The sequence below is a fragment of the Thermalbibacter longus genome, from assembly GCF_023806485.1.
GTDB lineage: Bacteria > Chloroflexota > Chloroflexia > Thermomicrobiales > Thermomicrobiaceae > Thermalbibacter > Thermalbibacter longus.
Map to the genome: position 1 here is coordinate 209568 of NZ_JAMSLR010000004.1, position 19851 is coordinate 229418.

Sequence of the window (19851 nt, forward strand, 5' to 3'; positions counted from 1 at the left end):
GGTCATACTTGGCGTTTGGGAGTGGGGAAGCGCTGACTGTCCGATGTGCAGGGCTTCGACTCCGGGAATGGAGGGCGACACCCGTGATCTCGCTACGCGACATCCTCGAGGGGAGCGGAGGCGTCCTCCGCGGAAACGCGCATCCCGATCTTCTCCTGCGGCATATCCGGCATGACTCGCGAGAGGTCGAGCCGGGTGACCTCTTCGTCGCGATCGTGGGCGAGCGGCACGACGGTCATGACTTCGTTTCGGACGCGCTTGCGCGGGGCGCTCGTGCGGTCATGGTCGACCGGCAGCACGCGCCGTCACTCGAGGAGTTGTCGGTCCCAGTGATCGTGGTCGACGACACCACGGCTGGATTGCAGCGCCTGGCGTCGTACTGGCGCTCACTGTTCGATGTGCGGGTTGTCGGGATCACCGGGAGCATCGGCAAGACCAGCACGAAGGAGGCGGTGGCGTCGGTGGCGTCGCAGCGCTACCAGGTGGTCCGTACCCGGCGGAGCTACAACACCGATATCGGCGTTTCCCTGGCGCTGCTGGAGATTACTCCGGATACCGAGGTCGTCGTGCTGGAGCTGGGTGAAGCCTATCGGCTGAACGAGGTGCGCGAGCTATGCCAGCTCGGCCGACCATCGATCGGGGTCGTGACCAACGTCAGCTACTCGCACCTGGGCCGGATGGGCACGCTCGAGGCGATCGCCGAGAGCATCGCCGAGCTGCCCGAGTCGCTGCCGGACGACGGTGTGGCGGTGCTCAACGGCGATGACTTCCGGGTTCGCGCCATGGCGGAACGATGCCGTTGCCCGGTGGTGCTCTATGGCTTGGCTCCGGATTGCGACGCTCGGGCGGAGGCGATCGAGAGTCACGGGCTGGCCGGCATCTCCTTCGATCTGATTCTGGACGGCCAGCGCAGCCGCGTGCGACTACCACTGCTCGGCAGGCACAGCGTCCACACCGCCCTGGCCGCGATCGCCACCGGTCGTGCCCTGGGCATGACGCTCGACGAGATCTTGCCCGGCTTTACTGACCCGACGGTACAGGTCAGGCTGCTGACGGTGCCGGGCATCAACGGCTCCACGATCCTCGACGACACCTACAATGCCAATCCGACGTCGTGCTTGGCAGCGCTGAGCTTGCTGGGAGAGATCCCTGCTAGGCGGCGCATTGCCGTCTTCGGCGACATGTATGAGCTCGGATGGTACGAAGAGGAAGGGCATCGGCTGGTCGGCCGGCGTGCCGCCACGATCGTGGATCGGCTATTCACGCTCGGGCCGCGCGCTCGACTGATCGCCGCCGAGGCAGTCAACGGCGGCCTGCCCGCGGTCTCGGTGATCGCGACCGAGGATCGGCGAGAGCTCATCGACCTCTTGCGCGATACCCTGGAGCCGGGTGACTTCGTGCTGATCAAGGGAGCACGGGGGATGCGCATGGAAGAGATCGTCGAAGCGTTGCGCGCCCCCGATCAGCAGGCGGAAGGGGTGAAGTGAGCGAGCTTCTCGGACTCGTTACAGGCACCTGGACGCTCTTTCGAGCGCACAGCGTGCTCCCGCGTGATCCAGGGGAAAACCTCGCGCTGTCACTGGCGCTCTCCGGGGTGGCGTTCATGGTGACTGTGCTGGTGGGTGCTCCCTACATCCGGTGGTTACGCCGGCACAACATCGGCAAGCGGATCCGCATCGAGGGACCGGAGGGGCACTTCTACAAGATGGGCACACCGACCATGGGCGGCTTCATGATCACGGTGCCCGTTATCCTCCTGACACTCATCTTCAACCTCGCGGGCCGTCTCTCTATGCTCCTCCCGCTCGGCGTGCTGATCGGCACTGCCACGCTCGGGGCCATCGACGACCGGATGAATCTCGTGGGCGGCTCGCGTACCGGGATGACGGCACGCTTCAAGATGGCCTGGCTCTTGCTCTTCTCGATCATCAGCGCGCTGATCCTGCACTTCCCGCTCGGGCTGCGCAGCATCTATATCCCGGTATTCGGCAAGTACGATATCGGCCTCCTCTATATCCCGATCGCGGTGATCGCTATCGCTGGCACGGCCAATGCGGTGAACCTGACCGACGGGCTCGATACGCTGGCTGGCGGGACTGCAGCCGTTGCCTTCACGGCCTATGGGATCATCGCCTTTCTCCAGGGGCAGATTCAGGTAGTGACCTTCTGCTTTACCATGGTGGGCTCGCTGCTCGGCTTCCTCTGGTATAACGCGCATCCGGCCCAGGTATTCATGGGGGACACTGGCTCGCTTGCGCTCGGCGCGGCGCTCGCGACAGCGGCGTTCATGACCGGCCAGTGGCTGCTCCTGCCGTTGATCGGCATCGTCTTCGTCGCCGAGGCGGTCTCAGTCATGTTGCAGGTCGCCTACTTCAAGCTGACTGGCGGCAAGCGACTCTTCCGGATGACGCCGCTGCACCATCACTTCGAGCTGCTGGGCTGGTCGGAGACGCAGATCACCCTGCGCTTCTGGCTGGTCGGCATGATGGCTGGCCTGCTCGGCATGGCCCTGGCCCTCATCTAGAGGTGTCCCATGAGTGAGCGATCGACACCGCTGGATCTTCGAGGCAAGCGCGTGTTGGTGATGGGCCTCGGCACCCGCAGCGGCGGGTTGGGAGTGACCCGCTGGCTCGTGGCCCAGGGAGCCGAGGTCACGGTGACCGACCTCAGGCCGGCGGATGCGCTCCGACCGAGCGTCGATGCGCTCGCCGATCTGCCGGTGCGCCTGGTTCTCGGCGAGCACCGGCGCGAGGACTTCGAGCAGGCCGAGATCGTAGTCCGGAACCCGGCCGTGCCAGTGGACTCGCCGTGGCTGGCGCTCGCGCGGGCGGCCGGCGCGCGAGTCGAGATGGAGATGTCGCTGTTCTTCCGCGCCTGCCCAGCGCCGATCATCGGGGTGACTGGCACGAAGGGCAAAACGACCACCGCCACGCTCTGCGCCGAGATCTTGAAGAGCTGGCGCCCCGATACGGTTCTGGCGGGCAACCTCGGGCGCTCAGCGTTGGAGACGCTGCCGGCGATCACGCCAGAGACACCGGTCGTGCTGGAGCTCTCGAGCTGGCAGCTCGAAGGACTGGCTGAGCACGCCATGAGCCCGCACATTGCCGTACTGACGATGATCAGCGAGGATCACTTAGATCGCTACCCCTCGATGGAGGCGTACATCGAGGCGAAGTGCCACATCGCGCGCTTCCAGGCACCGGTTGACTGGTTCGTCGTCAACCAGGAGGAGCCCCGGGCCTGGAGCTGTCGTCGCGCTGGGGCCGGCACCGTGGTACCGTTCGGCCCTGACACTGGAGACTCGACTGGCGCTTTCCTGGTGAATGACCGGCTGGTCTGGCGCTTCGCCGGGAAGGAGCACGAGATCTGCCGGCGGGACGAGCTGCCGCTCCCCGGAGACCACGTGGTGCCCAACGCGCTGGCTGCCATCGCCGCGGCTTGCCTGCGCGGCGCTGGCCCGGAGCATGCCCGGGAGGGCCTCTTGCGGGCGCAACCGGTGCCTCACCGGCTAGAGCACGTCGCGACCGTCAGTGGGGTGGACTTCGTCAACGACTCGGCGGCGACGGCTCCAGCCGCGGTGCTTGCCGCTCTCGCGACGTACCGGCAGCGCCCGGTCGTCCTGATCGCGGGGGGAGCCGACAAGGGGGTCGACCTGCGCCCGCTCGCGCAGGAGATCGCCGCGCAGGCGCGCGCGGTCGTCCTGCTCGCCGGTACCGCGACGCCGGCCTTCCACGACGCTCTGCGCGCGGCCGGGGCCGGTGTCTACGGCCCATGCGGGTCGATGGACGAGGCGGTCGAGATCGCGGCCCGGCTGGCCCGTGCCGGGGACGTGGTGTTGCTCTCGCCCGGGTGCGCCAGCTTCGGTCTCTTCCGAGACGAGTTTCACCGTGGGGAGTCCTTCCGAGAGGCGGTGCGGCGGCTAGCGATGGCCGCGACTGCGGGGAAGGAGACGTGATCTTGGGGCGCCTGCTGGTGCGACCATTCGTGGCCCTGCTTCGCCCGCCCGGAGAACGGCGTCGCCTGCACGAGCCTGACCTGTGGTTGCTGGCGACGCTGCTGGTGCTGGTCATGTTCGGCACGGTCATGGTGTTCAGCGCCAGCTTTGCCCTTGGGGTGCGCCAGCCAGGCAGCAACGGCTACAGCTACCTGATTCGCCACCTGCTCTGGCTCGCGGTCGGGCTGGTCGGCATGACGGTGGCCTATCTCATCGACTACCGCGTGTGGCGCCGCGTCTCGCTGCTGGGGATGGTGCTGGCCCTGGGGCTGCTGGCCCTGGTGCTGGTACCAGGGATTGGCGTCGAGATCTGGGGCGCGCAGCGGTGGATCCGCATCGGGCCGCTCTCCATCCAGCCGGCTGAGCTGGCCAAGCTGGCGCTGGTCATCTACCTGGCCGACTGGCTCGCCCAGAAGGGGGTGCGGATTCGACAGTTCAGCTACGGGCTGGTGCCGTTTACCCTGCTGATTGGCCTGCTCGTCGGCCTCGTGATGCTCCAGCCTGACCTGGGTAGCTCGACCATCCTCGCTGTCATCGGAATCAGCATGTTCTTCGTGGCTGGCGCGCCGCTGTTCCAGTTTGCCTTGCTGCTCGTGTCGGGAGCAGCCGCGTTCCTGATGCTCGCGCTGAGCGCGCCGTACCGGAGAGACCGCCTTCTGTTGTTTCTGAGCCCAGATAGGGATCTCCTCGACCCGGAAAGCAAGCTTCTCGGCTTGGGCTGGCAGATCGCCCAAGCGCGGCTCGCGTTCGGCAGTGGAGGACTGTTCGGGGTAGGCCTGGGAGCGAGCCGGCAAAAGTTTCTCTGGCTCTTCGCCGCCCATAGCGATGCCATTTTCGCAGTTATCGGGGAGGAGCTGGGGTTGGTCGGCTGCCTTTTCGTGATCGGGCTCTTTCTCTTCCTCGCCTGGCGCGGGTACCGGGTTGCCCGCAAGGCGCCCGATAGCTTCGGCTCCCTTCTGGCTGTCGGGATTACTACCTGGGTGATTGCCCAGGCCGCTATCAATATCGGCGGGATCACCTCGACGATCCCGTTCACGGGCATCCCGCTCCCGTTCCTGAGCTACGGTGGATCCTCGCTCGCAGTAACCCTCATCGCGATGGGTATTTTGTTGAACATCTCGCGAGCGACGGTTCGGACCCGCGAGCGCGAATCATCCGAGGGAGCTGCCGTGCTGCGGCCGGAGAGAGTCCCCGCCGGTACCCAGGCATGGCCGGAACCGAGCGGAGTGCCTGTCCATCGCGGCGCGGCGATTCGCGGCACGTTCGGTCGCGGCCGGCGTGCGCGTTCACGCCGCTGGGTACGGAGTGCCGGGCCATGATGCTGCGCTGGCCGCCGAACCTTGCCCATCTCCAACCTCCAGCTCACGTCCACTTTATCGGCCTGGGCGGGATCGGCATGAGCGGACTGGCCCGCATGCTGGCGCAGCTCGGGTACCGGGTTAGCGGTTGCGACGCGGCCGACTCACCGCTGCTCGAGACGCTGCGAGCCGAAGGGATCATCGTCCACCTGGGTCACGACCCGGCACATGTCCAGGACGCGGATCTCGTCGTTATAACCTCCGCCGTTCATGCTGCCCATCCTGAGGTCACTGCGGCGGTCACTCGCCGGCGACCGGTGGTTAAGCGGGCTGCACTGCTGGGCTGGCTGACCGCCGGCACAACCTGTGTCGCGGTGGCGGGAACACATGGGAAGTCCACTACGGCCGGGATGATTTCCCTGATTCTAGAGCGAGCGGGATTGTCGCCGTCTTTCGCGGTCGGCGCCGAAGTGCGCGACCTCGGCGCGAATGCGCGGCTCGGTAGCGGAGCAGCCTTCGTCGTCGAGGCGGACGAGTACGACTACAGCTTCCTGCACCTCGAGCCAGAGGTCGCGGTGGTACTGAACATCGAGCATGACCATCCTGACCTCTTTCCTACGCAAGCGGCCGTGGAGGCTGCCTTTCGACGCTTCCTAGAGCGCGTTCGGCCGGGCGGTTCAGTCGTCCTCTCTCGGGATGATCCCGGCGGTCGACGCCTGGCGCACGCGCTGGCCCGTTGCGAGGTGCGCACGGTGACGTTCGGGACGAGCGAGCTGGCCGACTGGCGGGTTACCGGTGAGGTGAATCCTGTCCTTGCCGGGCCGGGTGGGAGAAGCTGGAACTTGGGGCTTCGAGTGCCGGGCTGGCACAATCGTTTGAACGCGGCAGCGGCGGTAGCGGCGGCTGCTGCGCTGGGCGTCGATCCGGAGACGAGCCTCCGGGCGCTGGAAGCGTTCTCCGGCGTCGGGCGCCGGTTCGAACTCTGGGGACAGGGCCAGGGGATTGCGGTGATCGTCGATTACGCTCATCACCCGAGCGAGATACGCGCCACAATCGCGGCGGCCCGAGAGCGCTACCCCGATGCCCGTCTCTGGGTGATCTTCCAGCCGCATACCTATAGCCGTACCCGCGCCTTTTTCAGCGATTTCGCAGCCGCGCTGGGACTGGCCGATCAGACGATCCTGACACCGGTGTACGCGGCCCGTGAGGCGGATCCTGGCGATGTCTCGCTCGAGCGCCTGGCGCTCCGCATCGAGCCAGGACCGGCGCGGTTGGCCGCGAGTCCCCAGGCGGCTGCCGAGCTCGTGGCCGAGCTGGCGGGGCCAGGGGATGTCGTGCTGGTCCTCGGGGCTGGCGATGTCTGGAAGGCCGCCCCGGCCCTGCTCGAGTACCTGGGAGGAAGCGCGTGACCGAAGCCATCAGGGTGCCCACTGAGCGGGGGGTGCTCACGATCAAGCGTGACCAACTGATGTCGCTGCACACGACGTTCCGCATCGGCGGGCCGGCTGACTTCCTGACGCGGGCCGGATCCGAGCCGGAGCTGCTGGCAGCGATCGACTGGGCCGAGCGCCACGATCTGCCGGTCACGGTCATCGGTGGTGGCAGCAACCTGCTCGTGGGCGATCGAGGCATCCGTGGACTGGTGATCCTGGCGCGTACGCCGGGGAGTGCCCTCGACGGGCACGTCGACCTCGCCGTGGAGGGTGAGCGCGCGCGGCTGACGGTGCCGGCCCAGGCGCCGATCTCCTGGCTCGGGCACTTCACCGCCTCGCGCGGGTGGGCTGGGCTCGAGTGGGCCGCTGGTTTGCCAGGCGTGGTCGGCGGGGCGGTGGTCAACAATGCGGGTGCTCATGGCGGGGAAATGGCCGATCACCTCACCAGCGTAGAGCTGCTCGACCTTGCGGAAAGGCGGGTCACGCGTTGGAGCCGCGAGCAGCTCCAGGCGCGCTACCGGTACACCGTGCTCAAGTTCGAGCCCCGCCCGCGGCGCTGGGTCGTGCTCCGGGCGACGTTCGAGCTACCCCCGGGCGAACGGGAGGAACTCACCGCCAGGGCGGCCTCGTACGCGCAGTGGCGCCGGCAGGCCCAGCCCTCCGGCGCGTGCGCCGGATCGGTGTTCACGAATCCTCCGGGGACATACGCTGGCTATCTCATCGAGCAGGCCGGGCTCAAAGGGCGCCAGGTCGGCGGCGTGCGCGTCTCGGAGCTCCACGGTAATTTCTTCATCAACACCGGAAACGCCACGGCGGCCGACGTGCGAGCGTTGATCGCGCTGATCCAGGAGGAGGTCTTTCGCCGGTTCGGCATCGAGCTCGTGCCGGAGATCGAAGAGATAGGAGAAGCCTGACATGGCACGCAGGATTCGCGTCGGCGTCATCTTCGGCGGTCGATCTGGCGAGCACGACGTCTCGCTGCGGTCGGCGCAGGCTGTCATGCGGGCGATCGACCCCGAGCGGTTCGAGGTCGTCCCCATCGGGATCACGCGCGAGGGGCGCTGGCTGGTCGGTGGAGACCCGCTCCGTGCCCTGGCTGCGTGCTCTCGCCTGCCGTTGGAACTGGAGCCGGGCGAGGTAGAGGAAGTCGAGAAGACGACGCTGCCGGCGAGGTTGGACTCGCAGTCGCTTGCGGTAACCGAGCCCACCTGGGCACGCACCGTGGATGTCGTCTTTCCGGTGCTGCACGGGCCGAACGGCGAAGATGGCATGGTGCAGGGGTTGCTGGAACTGGCGGACATCCCCTACGTTGGCTGTGGCGTGCTCGCCTCAGCCGTAGCGATGGACAAGCCGACAGCGAAGCGCCTGTTCGCTCAATCCGGCCTGCCGATCGCCCGCTGGTTCGCTTTCACCTGGCGAGAGTGGGTGCGCGAGCCGCGAGCGATCGCTGAGCGCGTAGAGCGGGAGTTCGGCTACCCGTGCTTCGTCAAGCCGGCCAACCTCGGCTCGAGCGTCGGCGTGACCAAGGTGCATGCTCCTGAGGAACTCCCAGCGGCTATCGAGGAGGCGAACCGCTATGACCGCAAGATCGTCATCGAGGAGGCGATCGACGCGCGCGAGCTCGAAGTCAGCGTGCTCGGGAACGACGACCCGATTGCCTCGATCGTCGGCGAGATCGTGCCGTCGCGGGAGTTTTACGACTACGAGGCGAAGTACGTGGACGACCGGTCGCAACTGCTGATACCGGCGCCGATCACGGAAGAGCAGGCGGAGACGGCGCGTTCGATGGCCGTGGCTGCCTTCAAGGCGATCGACGCGGCCGGAATGGCGAGGGTCGACTTCTTCCTGGAGCGGCCGACCGGGCGGATCCTTGTCAACGAGATCAATACGATTCCCGGCTTCACGGCCATCAGCATGTACCCCAAGCTCTGGGAAGCTAGCGGGCTCTCGTTCCGTGACCTGGTCACCCGGCTCATCGAACTGGCGCTGGAGCGACACCAGGAGCGGGCAGCCCGGTGCCAGACATGGACGTAGGTCATCCCATAGCCGGCAGAGCGCGTCGGCGCTCGCGCGGTCGGTTCAGTCGCTTCCTGCTCCGCGGAACCGTCACTGGTCGCTTGCCTGCCTTCCTGCTGGCAGTCGGGCTGAGCGTGCTGGCAGCCGGCTTCTTGGGTGCAGAGGACTACACCGTCCGGTCGGTCAGGGTCTATGGAAACCAGCTCGCGTTCGTGGACACGATCGTGGCGAGCAGCGGGGCTCTCGGGCAGCCGATCTTCTGGCTCGATACCGGGGCGGTCGCGCAGCGCGTTGCCGAGCATCCGGCCGTGGCTGCCGCGGAGGTGCGGGCCGAGTTTCCGGATCAGCTCGTGATCCGGCTGCGTGAGCGCGAGCCAGCGGTCGTCTGGCGCCAGGGTGAGCAGACAGTGCTCGTAGATCGAGACGGGTGGGTGATTGCCACCGCGGATCGGCCGGAGTTGCCACACATCGAGCAGGTCGACGGCCGATTACCGTCTCCAGGTGAGCGATTGCCTGCCAGTATCGTGCAGGCGGTCACCGTCCTGCGCGAGCGGCTCGGTGGGCAGGCGCGGGCGTTCGAGTATTCAGCGCGAGCCGGGGTCAGCGTCTATCTGACTGATGGCCGGATCGTTCATTTCGGCACAGCCGAGCGCTTGCCGGAGCAGATCCAGGTATTGAACGCGATCGAGCAGGCGGGGGTGAGCTGGGGCAATCTGGATCTCCGTGACCCGGAGCGGCCTGTGCTCTGGTGAGCGCAGCGATCACAGAGGGGCTGGGGCAGATGAGCACAGCTACACGAGGAGGGAAAGCCCAGTTTACACCCGCGGAGTCTGTGCTATACTGCGACATATACCACAGTGGCGGGATGGGAACGAGCGGGAACCGGTCGCACCGTACAGTCAGCGCTTGCCGAAACTGGTTCCAGGATCTGCTGGTGGGCGAGGGAGACACGTGCCACCTCGTTCGAACATGGTTCGCGAGCGACCGGAACCGGGGATGGGAGCGAGGATCCGGGGCCAGGTAGGGTGTGCCTGAGCTGGCCGTGAGGCGAAGCCCGACCGCGCACGGCCACGGTGCGGTAGAGTGTTGGGCGGGGAGCTGGGGCGCGTTCGAGGCTAGTGGAGGTTGGGCATGTTCAGCGCGCACGACGAGGAATTCACCTCGAACAACTTCGCGCGGATCAAGGTCATCGGCGTTGGTGGTGCTGGGGGCAACGCCATCAATCGGATGATCGAAGCCGGTCTCGATGGCGTGGAGTTTATCGCGATCAACACCGATGCACAGGCGCTGTTGAATTCGTTGAGTCCGCTGACCATCCGGATCGGCGACAAGCTCACCAAGGGTCTGGGTGCCGGAGGGCGGCCGGAGATCGGCGAGCGGGCGGCTGAGGAGAGCGCTGATACCCTTGCTGAGGCCGTTCGCGGCGCGGATATGGTGTTTATCACCGCCGGCATGGGTGGCGGCACGGGTACGGGCGCCTCGCCGATCATCGCCCGCCTGGCTCGTGAGGCCGGCGCATTGACCGTCGGTATCGTGACCAAGCCCTTCGACTTCGAAGGGGCGAAACGGCGCCGGATCGCCGATGAAGGCATTGCGGTGCTGAGGGAGCACGTAGACGCGCTGATCACGATCCCCAATCAGCGACTGGTTACCTTCGTCGATCCCAAGACGCCGTTCTCCGAGGCGTTCCGGATCGCCGACGATGTCCTCCGGCAGGGTATCCAGGGAATCTCCGAGCTGATTACCAAGCCAGGATTGATCAATCTGGACTTCGCTGATGTCAAGACAATCCTGCGCGATGCCGGCTCGGCGTTGATGGCCATTGGCCGCGGGACAGGCGAGAACCGCTGTGTGGATGCGGCTCGTGCCGCGATCGAGAGCCCGCTGCTGGAGCTGGGCATCGACGGAGCCACGCGGGTGCTCTACAACATCACTGGTGGCCCAGACCTCTCGATGGCTGAGGTGAGCGAGGCGGCGGAAGTCATCCGCGCGACCGTCGATGAGGAAGCCGAAATTATCTTTGGCGCTAACCCAGATGAAGCCATGGGACGCGATGTGACGATCACCCTGATCGCGGCGGGTTTCACTGGAACCGGTCAGCAGCGGCGGACTCGACCGACCGAGCGGCGCTTCCGCTCGGAGATGGCTCGCACGCAGGCCCCGCCGCGCACCCCGATCCTGCCGGACGACGAGTGGTCGGAGCCGTCAATTTTGCGTTTCCTGCGCGACCGGTGATGCGTGCGTGGATTCTTCGGGTGGGATACCGCTGAGCATGGCGCCGCGTCGCACGCGAGGAGCATGAGTCGAGGAAAAGGCTGTGCGCTGTCCCTACTGCGGTGCTCGAGACAGTCGCGTCATCGACTCCCGTGAACTCGGGGCCGGTGACAGCATCCGTCGCCGGCGAGAATGCCCTACCTGCGGCCGGCGCTTTACCACATACGAGCGGGTCGAGCCGAGCGGGCTCATGGTCATTAAGCGAGATGGGCGACGGGAGGAGTTCGACAGCCGCAAGCTGCGAGACAAGCTGCGACTAGCGCTGACCAAGCGCCCGGTTTCCCAGGAGGAAGTCGACCGCATTGTCGCGACCGTCGAGCGCGAGCTGCTCGCAATGGGCACGGTCGAAGTTCCGAGCACGGTGATCGGTGAGATCGTGCTTCGCGAGCTGAAAGAGCTGGACGAGGTGGCATACATTCGTTTTGCCTCGGTCTACCGGCGCTTCGCTGACCTCGAAGACCTTCGCCGGGAGATGGAGGCGCTCGGCGGGCGGCGCAGCGAAAGCGTCAGCTCGTGATCTCATGCTCTCGCTACGCGTGCTAACCGGTGATGGTCACCCGGTAGAACGCCTCCTCTACTGCAGCGAGCGCGGCGGTCGCTTCTCCTACCGGCCACCACGCCTCCAGGTCCTGGCACAGCTACACGATCCCCGGGCTGAAGGCGCACTCCGCTACCGGCTGTCACTCCCCGTGGGCTGGCTGGCATTGCCGGACCAGCAGCTCAGCACATTCGGGGACCGGCCAGTAACCTGGCTGGTTTTTCCCCAGGGAAATCCTCAGGGATTCCATCTCAGGATCTCGGTCGCGGTCTTCGATCGTGGACGGTCGATCGCGCGGGCGGAGCGGCTGCTCGGCATCGAGCTGTACGGCGAGAGTCCGTTCGACCCGGCGCGCGACCGGCTCCCCTGGGCGAACCGCGCGAGTGAGTTCGGCCAGGTCAGGCCGGACGAGCGGTATTTCCGGGCAACTTATGACCTGGCGCTGTTCCCGGAGTCGTTCCGGCGAGGCCTGTATAGCGCGGTCGTGCGCCTGGGCGATGCCCGGGAGGGCGGGGGCGTCTGCAGCGGCATGGCGCGGGCAGCGCTGGCGTGTAGCCTGGGCATGCTGCGCGCTGAAGGCGAGGATCTGCGCGATCAGGTCATCGTCCTCCATGGTCGCCAACTGACCGACCGTGCTCTGCTGGCTGGGATACCCCAATTCCTCTGGCCCAGCCCGCGCCGGGCATACCGGCGGTTTGTCGGCGATCTACTGCGGCGCGGCTGGAGCGATCTCTGCTTCGACGTGAACGTTCCGAAGCCTTGGAGACGAGACGTGATCCGGGCATTGCTGGGCCAGGGGCACACTGTGGTCCCGTACGCCTTCCGGCAGCGCGCGCCGGATCAGGCCGAGGTGCTGGTCTGGGATCCGAGTCGTCCGGAGGATGCCGGGGAGACGGTGATCACGTTCGACCTCCAACACGACCGCTATCGCTACCCCCCGCTCGTCGACTACGAGGACGCGGTGACGATCGTCGCCGTGCGGCAGCACGCATACCTCCGCGGCCGAACGGCGTTGCTCAGCAGTCTAGCCAGCCTCGTGCTGTTCTCTCCCCGGGCGCGGCAGGCCCTGATCGGCGGCGTCGTGAGCCTAGCCCTGGGTTTGGGAGTGCTCAAGCTCGCCCGCAGGTAGCGGCCCAGGCGATCCGAGCAGGATATCCGTTTGTCCTCGCTGAGTGCTTTTGCTTAACTGAGATGCTTCTCGATCTGCTGCAGCAGGCGCTGCTTCGGCTGAGCACCGATAATCCGCTCCACTGGCTGGCCGTTCTTGTACAGGATCAGAGTGGGGATGCTGCTGATGCCCAGTTGCATCGCGACGCGCATGTTCTCGTCGACGTTGACCTTGGCGACCTTCAGTGCCTTCGATTTCTCTTCGGCGATCTCTTCGAGGATGGGGGCAATCATGCGGCAGGGCCCGCACCAGGCGGCCCAAAAGTCGACCAGGACGGGAATGTCGGACTGGAGTACCTCTTCCTCGAATGTCTCATCGCTGACGTTCACCGGCTTGGGCATATCCTCGCTCCCTCCGTCCGCCTCCCACGATGAGGCTCGGCCTTCACTATACGAGAACACTCCCATTGACGACAATGTTCCCGCTTGCGCTTCGGCGATCTCCGAGCGACATCCGCCGCGGTGTCGACCGAGGTATCTATTCTCCGGAGCCCGAGCCCGCTCGGTGCTCGATCGCCGGAGCCGTCCGTGTCCTGCGGCTCCTGTTGCGCTGGCAGGAAGGGAAGCGACGCGAAGACTTCCCCAGTAGCTGTTCAGGGAGGACCTGGCCGCGGCCTCGTTGACCGCCACCGCGGGCAGGGGGATGGCGCCCGGGCGATGGTTCACCCCGGAACGCGGGAAGCGCCGAATCCATCCGGTGTACACGTCGTCCGGGGCTAATAACCTTCACGCGGCCGACCCAGGGCATGCGCACGCGGGGGGATGGCAGGAGTATCCTGGGCGATATCGCCTTCGGTGGCTGCTATACTCCCGCTTTGGCATGGAGGGGGCATGGAGCACGCCCTGACCATCGCGCTCGACGGTGCCTTCAGCCGGGAACCGCTGACCGGCAGCGGCCAGTACACGCTCGGGCTGTGGAACCAGTTCTCGGCCGGGGATGCCTGCTGCCGGGTCGTGCTCTTGCTCCCCGGGTCGGACAGTTCTGGCCCACCGAAGCCGTTTCGTACCGGCAAGCTAGCCAAGCTCTGGTGGGAGCAGCGTGGCGTCGTCGAGGCGGCGCGGGCTACAGGCGCGACGCTCCTGCACGTGCCCTATTTCGCCGGCCCGCTACGGTCACCGCTCCCGCTCGTCGTCACCGTGCACGATGTCATCCCCTTCCTCTTCCCGGCCTACCGGGCCAGCCTCGCGATGCGACTCTATCTTCGACTGGTCAGCCGCGTCGCCCGCCGGGCTCACGTCGTCATCACCGACTCCGAGCACTCCAAGCGCGACATCGTGCGCGTGCTCGGCATACCCCCCCAACGGATCGTGGCAATCCCGCTGGCCGCTGACCGGCGCTTCCGTCCAGCGGCCGATCCGGGGCGCCTGGCTGAGCTTCGGCAACGCTTCGCTCTGCCCGGCCCGGTCATCTTCAATGTCGGCGGGCTCGACGCGCGCAAGAACCTGCCCGCGCTGGTCGAGGCTTTCGCGATCGCCATGCCTGAACTCGACTCCGACACGCGGCTGGTCATCGCCGGCCGCCCACATGCCGAGAACTCGCGGCTCTATCCGCCGCTCGAGCCGGTCGTGCGTCGCTTCGGGCTGGAGCGTCACGTCGTTCTGACTGGCGCGGTGAGCGAGGAGGACAAGCTCGGCCTCTACCAGCTCGCAGATCTCTATGTCTACCCTTCGCTCTATGAAGGCTTCGGCCTCTCGCCGCTGGAGGCGATGGCATGCGGGACTCCAGTGGTCGCGGCGAACCGGTCGAGCCTGCCCGAGGTCGTGGGCGAGGGCGGGCTGCTGGTGGAGCCGGATCCACGCGAGCTGGCGGCCGCGATCCGCCGGGTGCTCCTCGACGACCGGTTGCGCCAGGAACTCGCGCGCCGGGCGCTCGACCAGGCGGCGCGCTTCTCGTGGGAGCGCACCGCGAGGGAGACCCTCGCGGTGTACTATCAGGTATTGGGAAGCCACGCAGAGGACCGGAGGGCGGGCGGCCGGTGAAGGTCCTGATGCTGTCGAAGGCCCTGGTCAACGGGGTCTATCAGAAGAAGCTCGAAGAGCTGGCAAAGCTGCCAGAGATCGAGCTGCTGGCGATCGTCCCGCCCTACTGGCACGAGTCCCGCGTAGGCGTGGTACAGCTCGAACGGCGCTACACCGAGGGCTATGAGCTGATCGTAGAGCCGATGTGGTTCAACGGGCACCACCACGTCCACTGGTATCCTGGCCTGGCCCGGCACGTGCGTCGATTCCGGCCAGATATCCTGCACGTCGACGAGGAGCCGTACAACCTGGTGACGTTCCACGCTGCGCTGCTCGGTCGCGTCTACGGGGCGCGGGTCATCTTCTTCACCTGGCAGAATCTCCATCGCCGCTATCCGCCCCCGTTTTCCTGGTTCGAGCGGATCAATTACCGGCTCGCCGCGGCTGCTGTCGCCGGGAGCCAGGAGGCAGCCAGCGTCCTTCGCCGCAAGGGCTACCGCGGTCCGTTGGAGGTCATCCCGCAGTTCGGCGTCGACCCCGAGCTCTTTCGCCCGATGCCCGTCGAGCGGTCGACGCTGCCGACTATCGGCTTCGTTGGCCGGCTGGTACCGGAGAAGGGGGCCGACGTGCTCTTGCGCGCGCTCGCCCGCATGCGGACGCGCGCCGCTGTCCAGATCGTGGGCAGCGGCAGCGAGCGCTCGCGGCTCGAGCTCCTGGCGACTAGCCTGGGCGTGCGCGACCGCGTGACCTTTCGTGGCAGCGTCGCTCCAGCTATGATGCCGCAGACGCTCAACATGTTCGACGTGCTGGTAGTTCCCTCGCGCACGCGCCGGAACTGGAAGGAACAGTTCGGTCGGGTGATCATCGAGGCGATGGCGTGTGGCGTGCCGGTCGTCGGCTCTGACTCCGGCGAGATCCCGCAGGTCATCGGTGAAGCGGGGCTGGTCTTCCCGGAAGACGACGCGACGGCGCTGGCCCAGGCGCTGGACATGCTGCTCGGGGATCCGGCGCGCCGGCAGGAGCTGGGCCGCCTCGGACGACAGCGCGTGCTGGAGCTCTTCACCCAGGCTCGGGTGGCCGAGCGCTACTACGAACTGTATCGCTCGCTCGGATCAACGTGGCGATCGTATGCCACGGTAGGCAGGCTGGGTCAGTGAGCGAGCGGGGATCTTGGAGCGGGTGAGGAAATGCCGAGCAAGTCGCCGCGTGACTCTCGCCAGGCGGCCCGTCTGCTCGAGCCTGGGCCGGTCGTGCTGGTGACCGCACAGTTCCGATCCCAGCCGAACGTCATGACGGCCGCCTGGGTAATACCGCTAAGTCTCGATCCGCCGCGCGTGGGCGTGGCGATCCATCCCTCGCGTTTCACGCACGAGCTGGTGACGCGCGGTGAGCTCTTCGTCCTAAACGTGCCGACGCTCGAGCTGATTGACGCGGTGCATCGCTGCGGCATCGTCTCGGGACGCGAGTTCGACAAGTTTCTCCAGGCTGGCCTGCACCCGGTCGACGCCCTGGCGGTCGACGTGCCGGTCATCGAAGAATGTGCCGCCCACATCGAGTGTGGCCTCGTCGAGCGGCTAACGCTGGGCGATCACGACCTGTTCGTGGGCGAGGTGCTGGCCGTCTCCGCCGACGACGAGCTGTTCACCGATCGATGGCAGATTTCGGACGACTCGCCGCTGATCCACCATGTGGCCTTAGACCTCTACGCTGGCCTGTCCCGGCCCTATACTGCCCGTCCAGAGCGGGAAGAGGACGAAGAGGACTGAGGACGTCACAGCGTCCTAGATCAAGCTGACGATGACCTAGCTCAAGCTGACGATTTCGACCGCGTCTATGCTGGGTACGCCGAGATCGCGGCCGGTACGGTGGAGCAGCTCCCGTAACCCGCTGCGCGCGCGTTGGGTCAGCCTGTGGGTCTGATCGGCCAGGAGCGCGTTCACGCGCTCCCGGTTCAGCGCGTGCTCGCCCATGAGCTGTTCCAGCAGCTCTCCCGGCCGCGCCATTGCTGCCTCGCGAGCGGCGTGCAGCTCCCTCACCAGGAGCCGGAGCGCCTCCTCTTGCTCGGCGAGCATCCGTCGGGGTGCCACCAGGACATGGCTCGGGAAGGGGAGGGAGGACAGGATGAACCACGCCCGGCCCAGGTCGTGCATCCGTTCGGAGAGCGGCTGGGCCAGCGCCTCGTCGTCTTCGAGTATCGTGACCGGGCCGTGCTCGGAACTTCGACTCCAGGCCGTCACGCCGATCCCGTAGAAGGGCGTCACCGTCGCTCGGGCCAGCGCTTCGGCTGTCAGGCTGACACTGTCCAGGGCCACGCTGACCTCGTCGAGCGTGTCTGGCCGCCCGCTCGTCTGCATCGCCACGCCACTCGTGTGCTGGCTTACCAGCGCGACATCGGCGATGACGACGAACTCGTTCGCGAGCTGCGTGGCCTCGACCGCGTCCAGCAGGGCGGGCAGGCCGCGCGAGCGCACGACCTCGGCGGTCAGGTACCTCTCGAGCATGAAGCTCGTGGTCGGCTCGACCCAGCCCTGCGCGATGGGTAGGGAGTAGACGGCAGTCGTGACGCTCTGTTCGATGAAGCAGTCCGGCATCTCATGAGCCCTTCCACGGAGTGAAGCTCTTCGGCTCGGCGAGCGGGCTACCAGCGCGGTTGGGGCGAATTACTGGCTCGCCGCTCGGATCAGCTCAGATCGCCCGCGCCGGACTGCCAGAAGCGCCGCACCTGCTCGCGGAGCAGGCGATGCTCCGGCCTGCGGAGCTCGGGATCGATCTCGATGATCCGCTCGGCCTCGCGTCTGGCCTGCTGGAGCGTGACCACGTCGGCCAGGCTGGCGAAACGGAGATCGGGCATGCCGCTCTGGCGAGTGCCCAGGAACTCGCCGGGTCCACGCATCTGCAGATCGATCTCGGCCAGCCGAAAGCCATCGAAGGTGTGCACCAGAGCCTCCAGCCGGTCACGGGCCTCCTGGCCCTCCGAATCCGAGATCAGGATGCAGTACGACTGGGCCGCGCCACGCCCTACCCGGCCGCGGAACTGGTGCAGTTGAGCCAGGCCGAATCGATCCGCTCCTTCGATAAGCATCACGGTCGCGTTCGGCACGTCGATCCCAACTTCCACCACAGCGGTCGAGACCAGGATGTCCAGCTCGCGGTCGCGGAACGCGGTCATCACCGCGTCCTTCTCGGCCGGACGCATACGGCCGTGGAGCAGCCCGAGCCGGAGGTCGGGAAACACCTCCCGTTGTAGCCGTTCGAACTCGACTGTAGCGGCGCGGGCGTCGATGGCCTCGGACTCTTCCACCAGCGGGTAAATGATGAAGGCCTGGTACCCCTCGGTCACTTGCTTGCGGATGAACTGGTACACGCGCTGGCGCATGTCGCTCTTGACGGCATAGGTCTGGACTGTCTGTCGTCCCGGCGGCATCTCATCGATGATCGAGACGTCGAGGTCGCCGTGCAGCACGAGAGCTAGGCTGCGCGGGATCGGCGTGGCGGTCATCACCAGCACATCGGGATTGTCCCCCTTTGCCCGCAGGGTGGCTCGCTGGAGGACGCCGAAGCGGTGCTGCTCGTCGATGATCGCTAGGCCGAGCCGCTGGAACTGGACCCAGTCTTCCAAGATGGCATGAGTCCCGATCAGGAGCTGAATGCTCCCGTCGCGAAGCCCCTGTTCGATCTCCTGGCGGGCACGCTCAGGCGTGCTGCTGGTCAACAGCGCCACGGCCGGGCGGGCATCCGCGGGGAAGCCAGCATAGAGGCTCCGGAAGCTCTGGGCGTGCTGCTCGGCGAGGATCTCGGTCGGCGCCAGAACGGCGACCTGGTAGCCACTCGCGCTGGCCGCCAGCGCGGCGGCCGCCGCTACGACCGTCTTGCCCGACCCGACGTCGCCCTGGAGCAGCCGGCTCATCGGCCGTGGCTGAGCCATATCCTCCAGGATCTCGTCGAGCGCGCGGGCCTGCGCGTTCGTGAGGGCGAAGGGCAGGCTACGCAAGAAGGTGTCGATCCTGGCCCGGTCGATGGGGATGGCGTTACCTGGCTGGGCCTGCCACTCGGCCTTGCGCCGGACCAAACCGAGCTGCAAGGCCAGGAACTCGTCGAAAGCCAGGCGCCGGCGAGCGATCTCAGCTTGCTGGCTCGATTCCGGGAAGTGGAGCTGGCCGATCGCTTCGGGCAGCGAGGGGAGCCCATAGCGCTTCCGAGTATCCTCGGGCAGCGGATCGATGACGAGGTGCAGTCCCGCGTCGAGCGCGGCGCGAGTAAGCTGCCGGAGCTGCTTCTGATACAGGTTCCGGGTCAGCGGATAGACCGGCACGATCCGCCCGGTGTGCAGCAGGTCCTCATCGGCCGGCTCCCACTCAGGGTTGCGGAAGCAGACGATGGCTCGCTGGCGCTCCAGCCGCCCGCTCAGCGCGATGCGCATGCCGGGGCGAAGTTGCCGAGCGACATAAGGGTTGAACCAGATGGCTGGAATCGTGCCGGTTGGATCGCTGATCTCCGCATGGACGAGGCGTCGCCCGCTCGCGGTCTCTCGCTCCGACACCTCGGTGACCTCGCCGATGACTGTGCAGCGGATCTCCTCACTTCCGGTGCGATAGAACAGGTGGGCGATGCGGCCGATCGGCTGGACCTGCGTGTAGTCCTCGTAGCGGCGGGGGAGAAGATACAGCAGGTCGCGCACGGTGTACACCCCCAGCGCCTCGAGCTGGCGAGCACGCTGCGTGCCCACACCCGGCAGGATGGTCACCGGGTCGTCGAGCGAGGAAATCGCCGGCGCGCGCAAGGTCTTGGCCGGCTGGCTGTTCTGGCGCCCGTCGCGACGCCGGGCTTCGATGGCGTGCTGGGCGTGGCCGGGATCGCGATGGCGTTGGACCGGCGTGATCCGAGCAGGCGCAGTCAGAAGCTGCCGCGCGGCCGCGATGCGCCGGGCCCGTTCAGCCGGGGCTAGTGCCGCGTAGTCGTCCAGCAGTTCCGAGAGCCGCCGGAGCGTCGCAGCGAGCGCCGGCCTGGCGGTGAGCCAGGTTCCGGCGTTGCGAGCCAGCAGCGCGGCCAGCCCACCCGTGACTGCGGTGTCCTGAAAGCCCTTGCGCTCCTCCAACGCGAAGACCTTTTCGAGGAGCAGCGCCGGGTCTTGCCTGTCCACGTCGGATGAGCGCACCGTCATCCCCGTTCTCG

The 19851-nt window shown here is 66.8% G+C and carries 17 protein-coding genes; 14 read left to right on the top strand and 3 right to left on the bottom strand.

From position 1 onward, the window contains the following. Positions 1–83: 83 nt before the first annotated feature. The 11 genes from NET02_RS07710 to NET02_RS07760 all read left to right on the top strand — a co-directional run bounded on the left by NET02_RS07710 (position 84) and on the right by NET02_RS07760 (position 12682). Positions 84–1487, top strand: coding sequence for a UDP-N-acetylmuramoyl-tripeptide--D-alanyl-D-alanine ligase (locus NET02_RS07710; protein WP_284056807.1), 1404 nt, complete (start codon positions 84–86; stop codon positions 1485–1487). Then, positions 1484–2524: a phospho-N-acetylmuramoyl-pentapeptide-transferase gene (gene mraY / locus NET02_RS07715; protein WP_284056808.1), complete on the top strand. Its 1041-nt coding sequence runs from the start codon at positions 1484–1486 to the stop codon at positions 2522–2524. Before NET02_RS07710 ends, mraY begins: the two co-directional genes overlap by 4 nt. A 9-nt stretch (positions 2525–2533) precedes the next feature. Further along, complete coding sequence (murD, locus tag NET02_RS07720; protein ID WP_284056809.1) at positions 2534–3955, top strand: UDP-N-acetylmuramoyl-L-alanine--D-glutamate ligase; 1422 nt, start codon at positions 2534–2536, stop codon at positions 3953–3955. 2 nt (positions 3956–3957) lie between these two features. Further along, positions 3958–5313, top strand: a complete 1356-nt coding sequence (gene ftsW, locus NET02_RS07725; protein WP_284056810.1) for a putative lipid II flippase FtsW — start codon at positions 3958–3960, stop codon at positions 5311–5313. Further along, on the top strand, positions 5310–6701 hold the full coding sequence (murC, locus tag NET02_RS07730) for a UDP-N-acetylmuramate--L-alanine ligase (RefSeq protein ID WP_284056811.1): 1392 nt from the start codon (positions 5310–5312) through the stop codon (positions 6699–6701). The genes ftsW and murC overlap by 4 nt, the downstream gene beginning before the upstream one ends. Further along, on the top strand, positions 6698–7639 hold the full coding sequence (murB, locus tag NET02_RS07735) for a UDP-N-acetylmuramate dehydrogenase (protein ID WP_284056812.1): 942 nt from the start codon (positions 6698–6700) through the stop codon (positions 7637–7639). The genes murC and murB overlap by 4 nt, the downstream gene beginning before the upstream one ends. Before the next feature lies 1 nt (position 7640). After that, entirely contained in the window at positions 7641–8759 is a 1119-nt protein-coding gene (locus tag NET02_RS07740; protein WP_284056813.1) for a D-alanine--D-alanine ligase, read from the top strand. Then, positions 8750–9493: a cell division protein FtsQ/DivIB gene (locus NET02_RS07745; protein WP_284056814.1), complete on the top strand. Its 744-nt coding sequence runs from the start codon at positions 8750–8752 to the stop codon at positions 9491–9493. Before NET02_RS07740 ends, NET02_RS07745 begins: the two co-directional genes overlap by 10 nt. Positions 9494–9872: 379 nt before the next feature. Then, positions 9873–10976, top strand: a complete 1104-nt coding sequence (gene ftsZ, locus NET02_RS07750; protein ID WP_284056815.1) for a cell division protein FtsZ — start codon at positions 9873–9875, stop codon at positions 10974–10976. 82 nt (positions 10977–11058) lie between these two features. Beyond that, positions 11059–11532: a transcriptional regulator NrdR gene (nrdR, locus tag NET02_RS07755; protein ID WP_284056816.1), complete on the top strand. Its 474-nt coding sequence runs from the start codon at positions 11059–11061 to the stop codon at positions 11530–11532. Positions 11533–11536: 4 nt separating this feature from the next. Then, entirely contained in the window at positions 11537–12682 is a 1146-nt protein-coding gene (locus NET02_RS07760; RefSeq protein ID WP_284056817.1) for a hypothetical protein, read from the top strand. A gap of 53 nt (positions 12683–12735) precedes the next feature. On the opposite strand, the gene trxA is transcribed toward NET02_RS07760, so the two are convergent. Continuing rightward, positions 12736–13062, bottom strand: a complete 327-nt coding sequence (gene trxA / locus NET02_RS07765; protein ID WP_284056818.1) for a thioredoxin — start codon at positions 13060–13062, stop codon at positions 12736–12738. Between the two features lie 489 nt (positions 13063–13551). Between trxA and NET02_RS07770 the strand changes: the two genes are divergently transcribed. From NET02_RS07770 to NET02_RS07780, 3 genes are read left to right on the top strand one after another with little or no spacing between them, the layout of a single operon-like run. Next, on the top strand, positions 13552–14700 hold the full coding sequence (locus NET02_RS07770; RefSeq protein WP_284056819.1) for a glycosyltransferase family 4 protein: 1149 nt from the start codon (positions 13552–13554) through the stop codon (positions 14698–14700). Continuing rightward, positions 14697–15836, top strand: a complete 1140-nt coding sequence (locus tag NET02_RS07775; RefSeq protein ID WP_284056820.1) for a glycosyltransferase — start codon at positions 14697–14699, stop codon at positions 15834–15836. The genes NET02_RS07770 and NET02_RS07775 overlap by 4 nt, the downstream gene beginning before the upstream one ends. A 30-nt stretch (positions 15837–15866) precedes the next feature. Next, positions 15867–16445: a flavin reductase family protein gene (locus tag NET02_RS07780; RefSeq protein ID WP_284056821.1), complete on the top strand. Its 579-nt coding sequence runs from the start codon at positions 15867–15869 to the stop codon at positions 16443–16445. Between the two features lie 36 nt (positions 16446–16481). On the opposite strand, the gene NET02_RS07785 is transcribed toward NET02_RS07780, so the two are convergent. Both NET02_RS07785 and recG read right to left on the bottom strand, forming a co-directional pair. Then, positions 16482–17270 carry an MqnA/MqnD/SBP family protein gene (locus NET02_RS07785; RefSeq protein ID WP_284056822.1) on the bottom strand — a complete coding sequence of 263 codons (789 nt, stop codon included), beginning with the start codon at positions 17268–17270 and terminating at the stop codon, positions 16482–16484. 89 nt (positions 17271–17359) lie between these two features. After that, complete coding sequence (recG, locus tag NET02_RS07790) at positions 17360–19840, bottom strand: ATP-dependent DNA helicase RecG (RefSeq protein WP_284056823.1); 2481 nt, start codon at positions 19838–19840, stop codon at positions 17360–17362. Between the last annotated feature and the right edge of the window lie 11 nt (positions 19841–19851).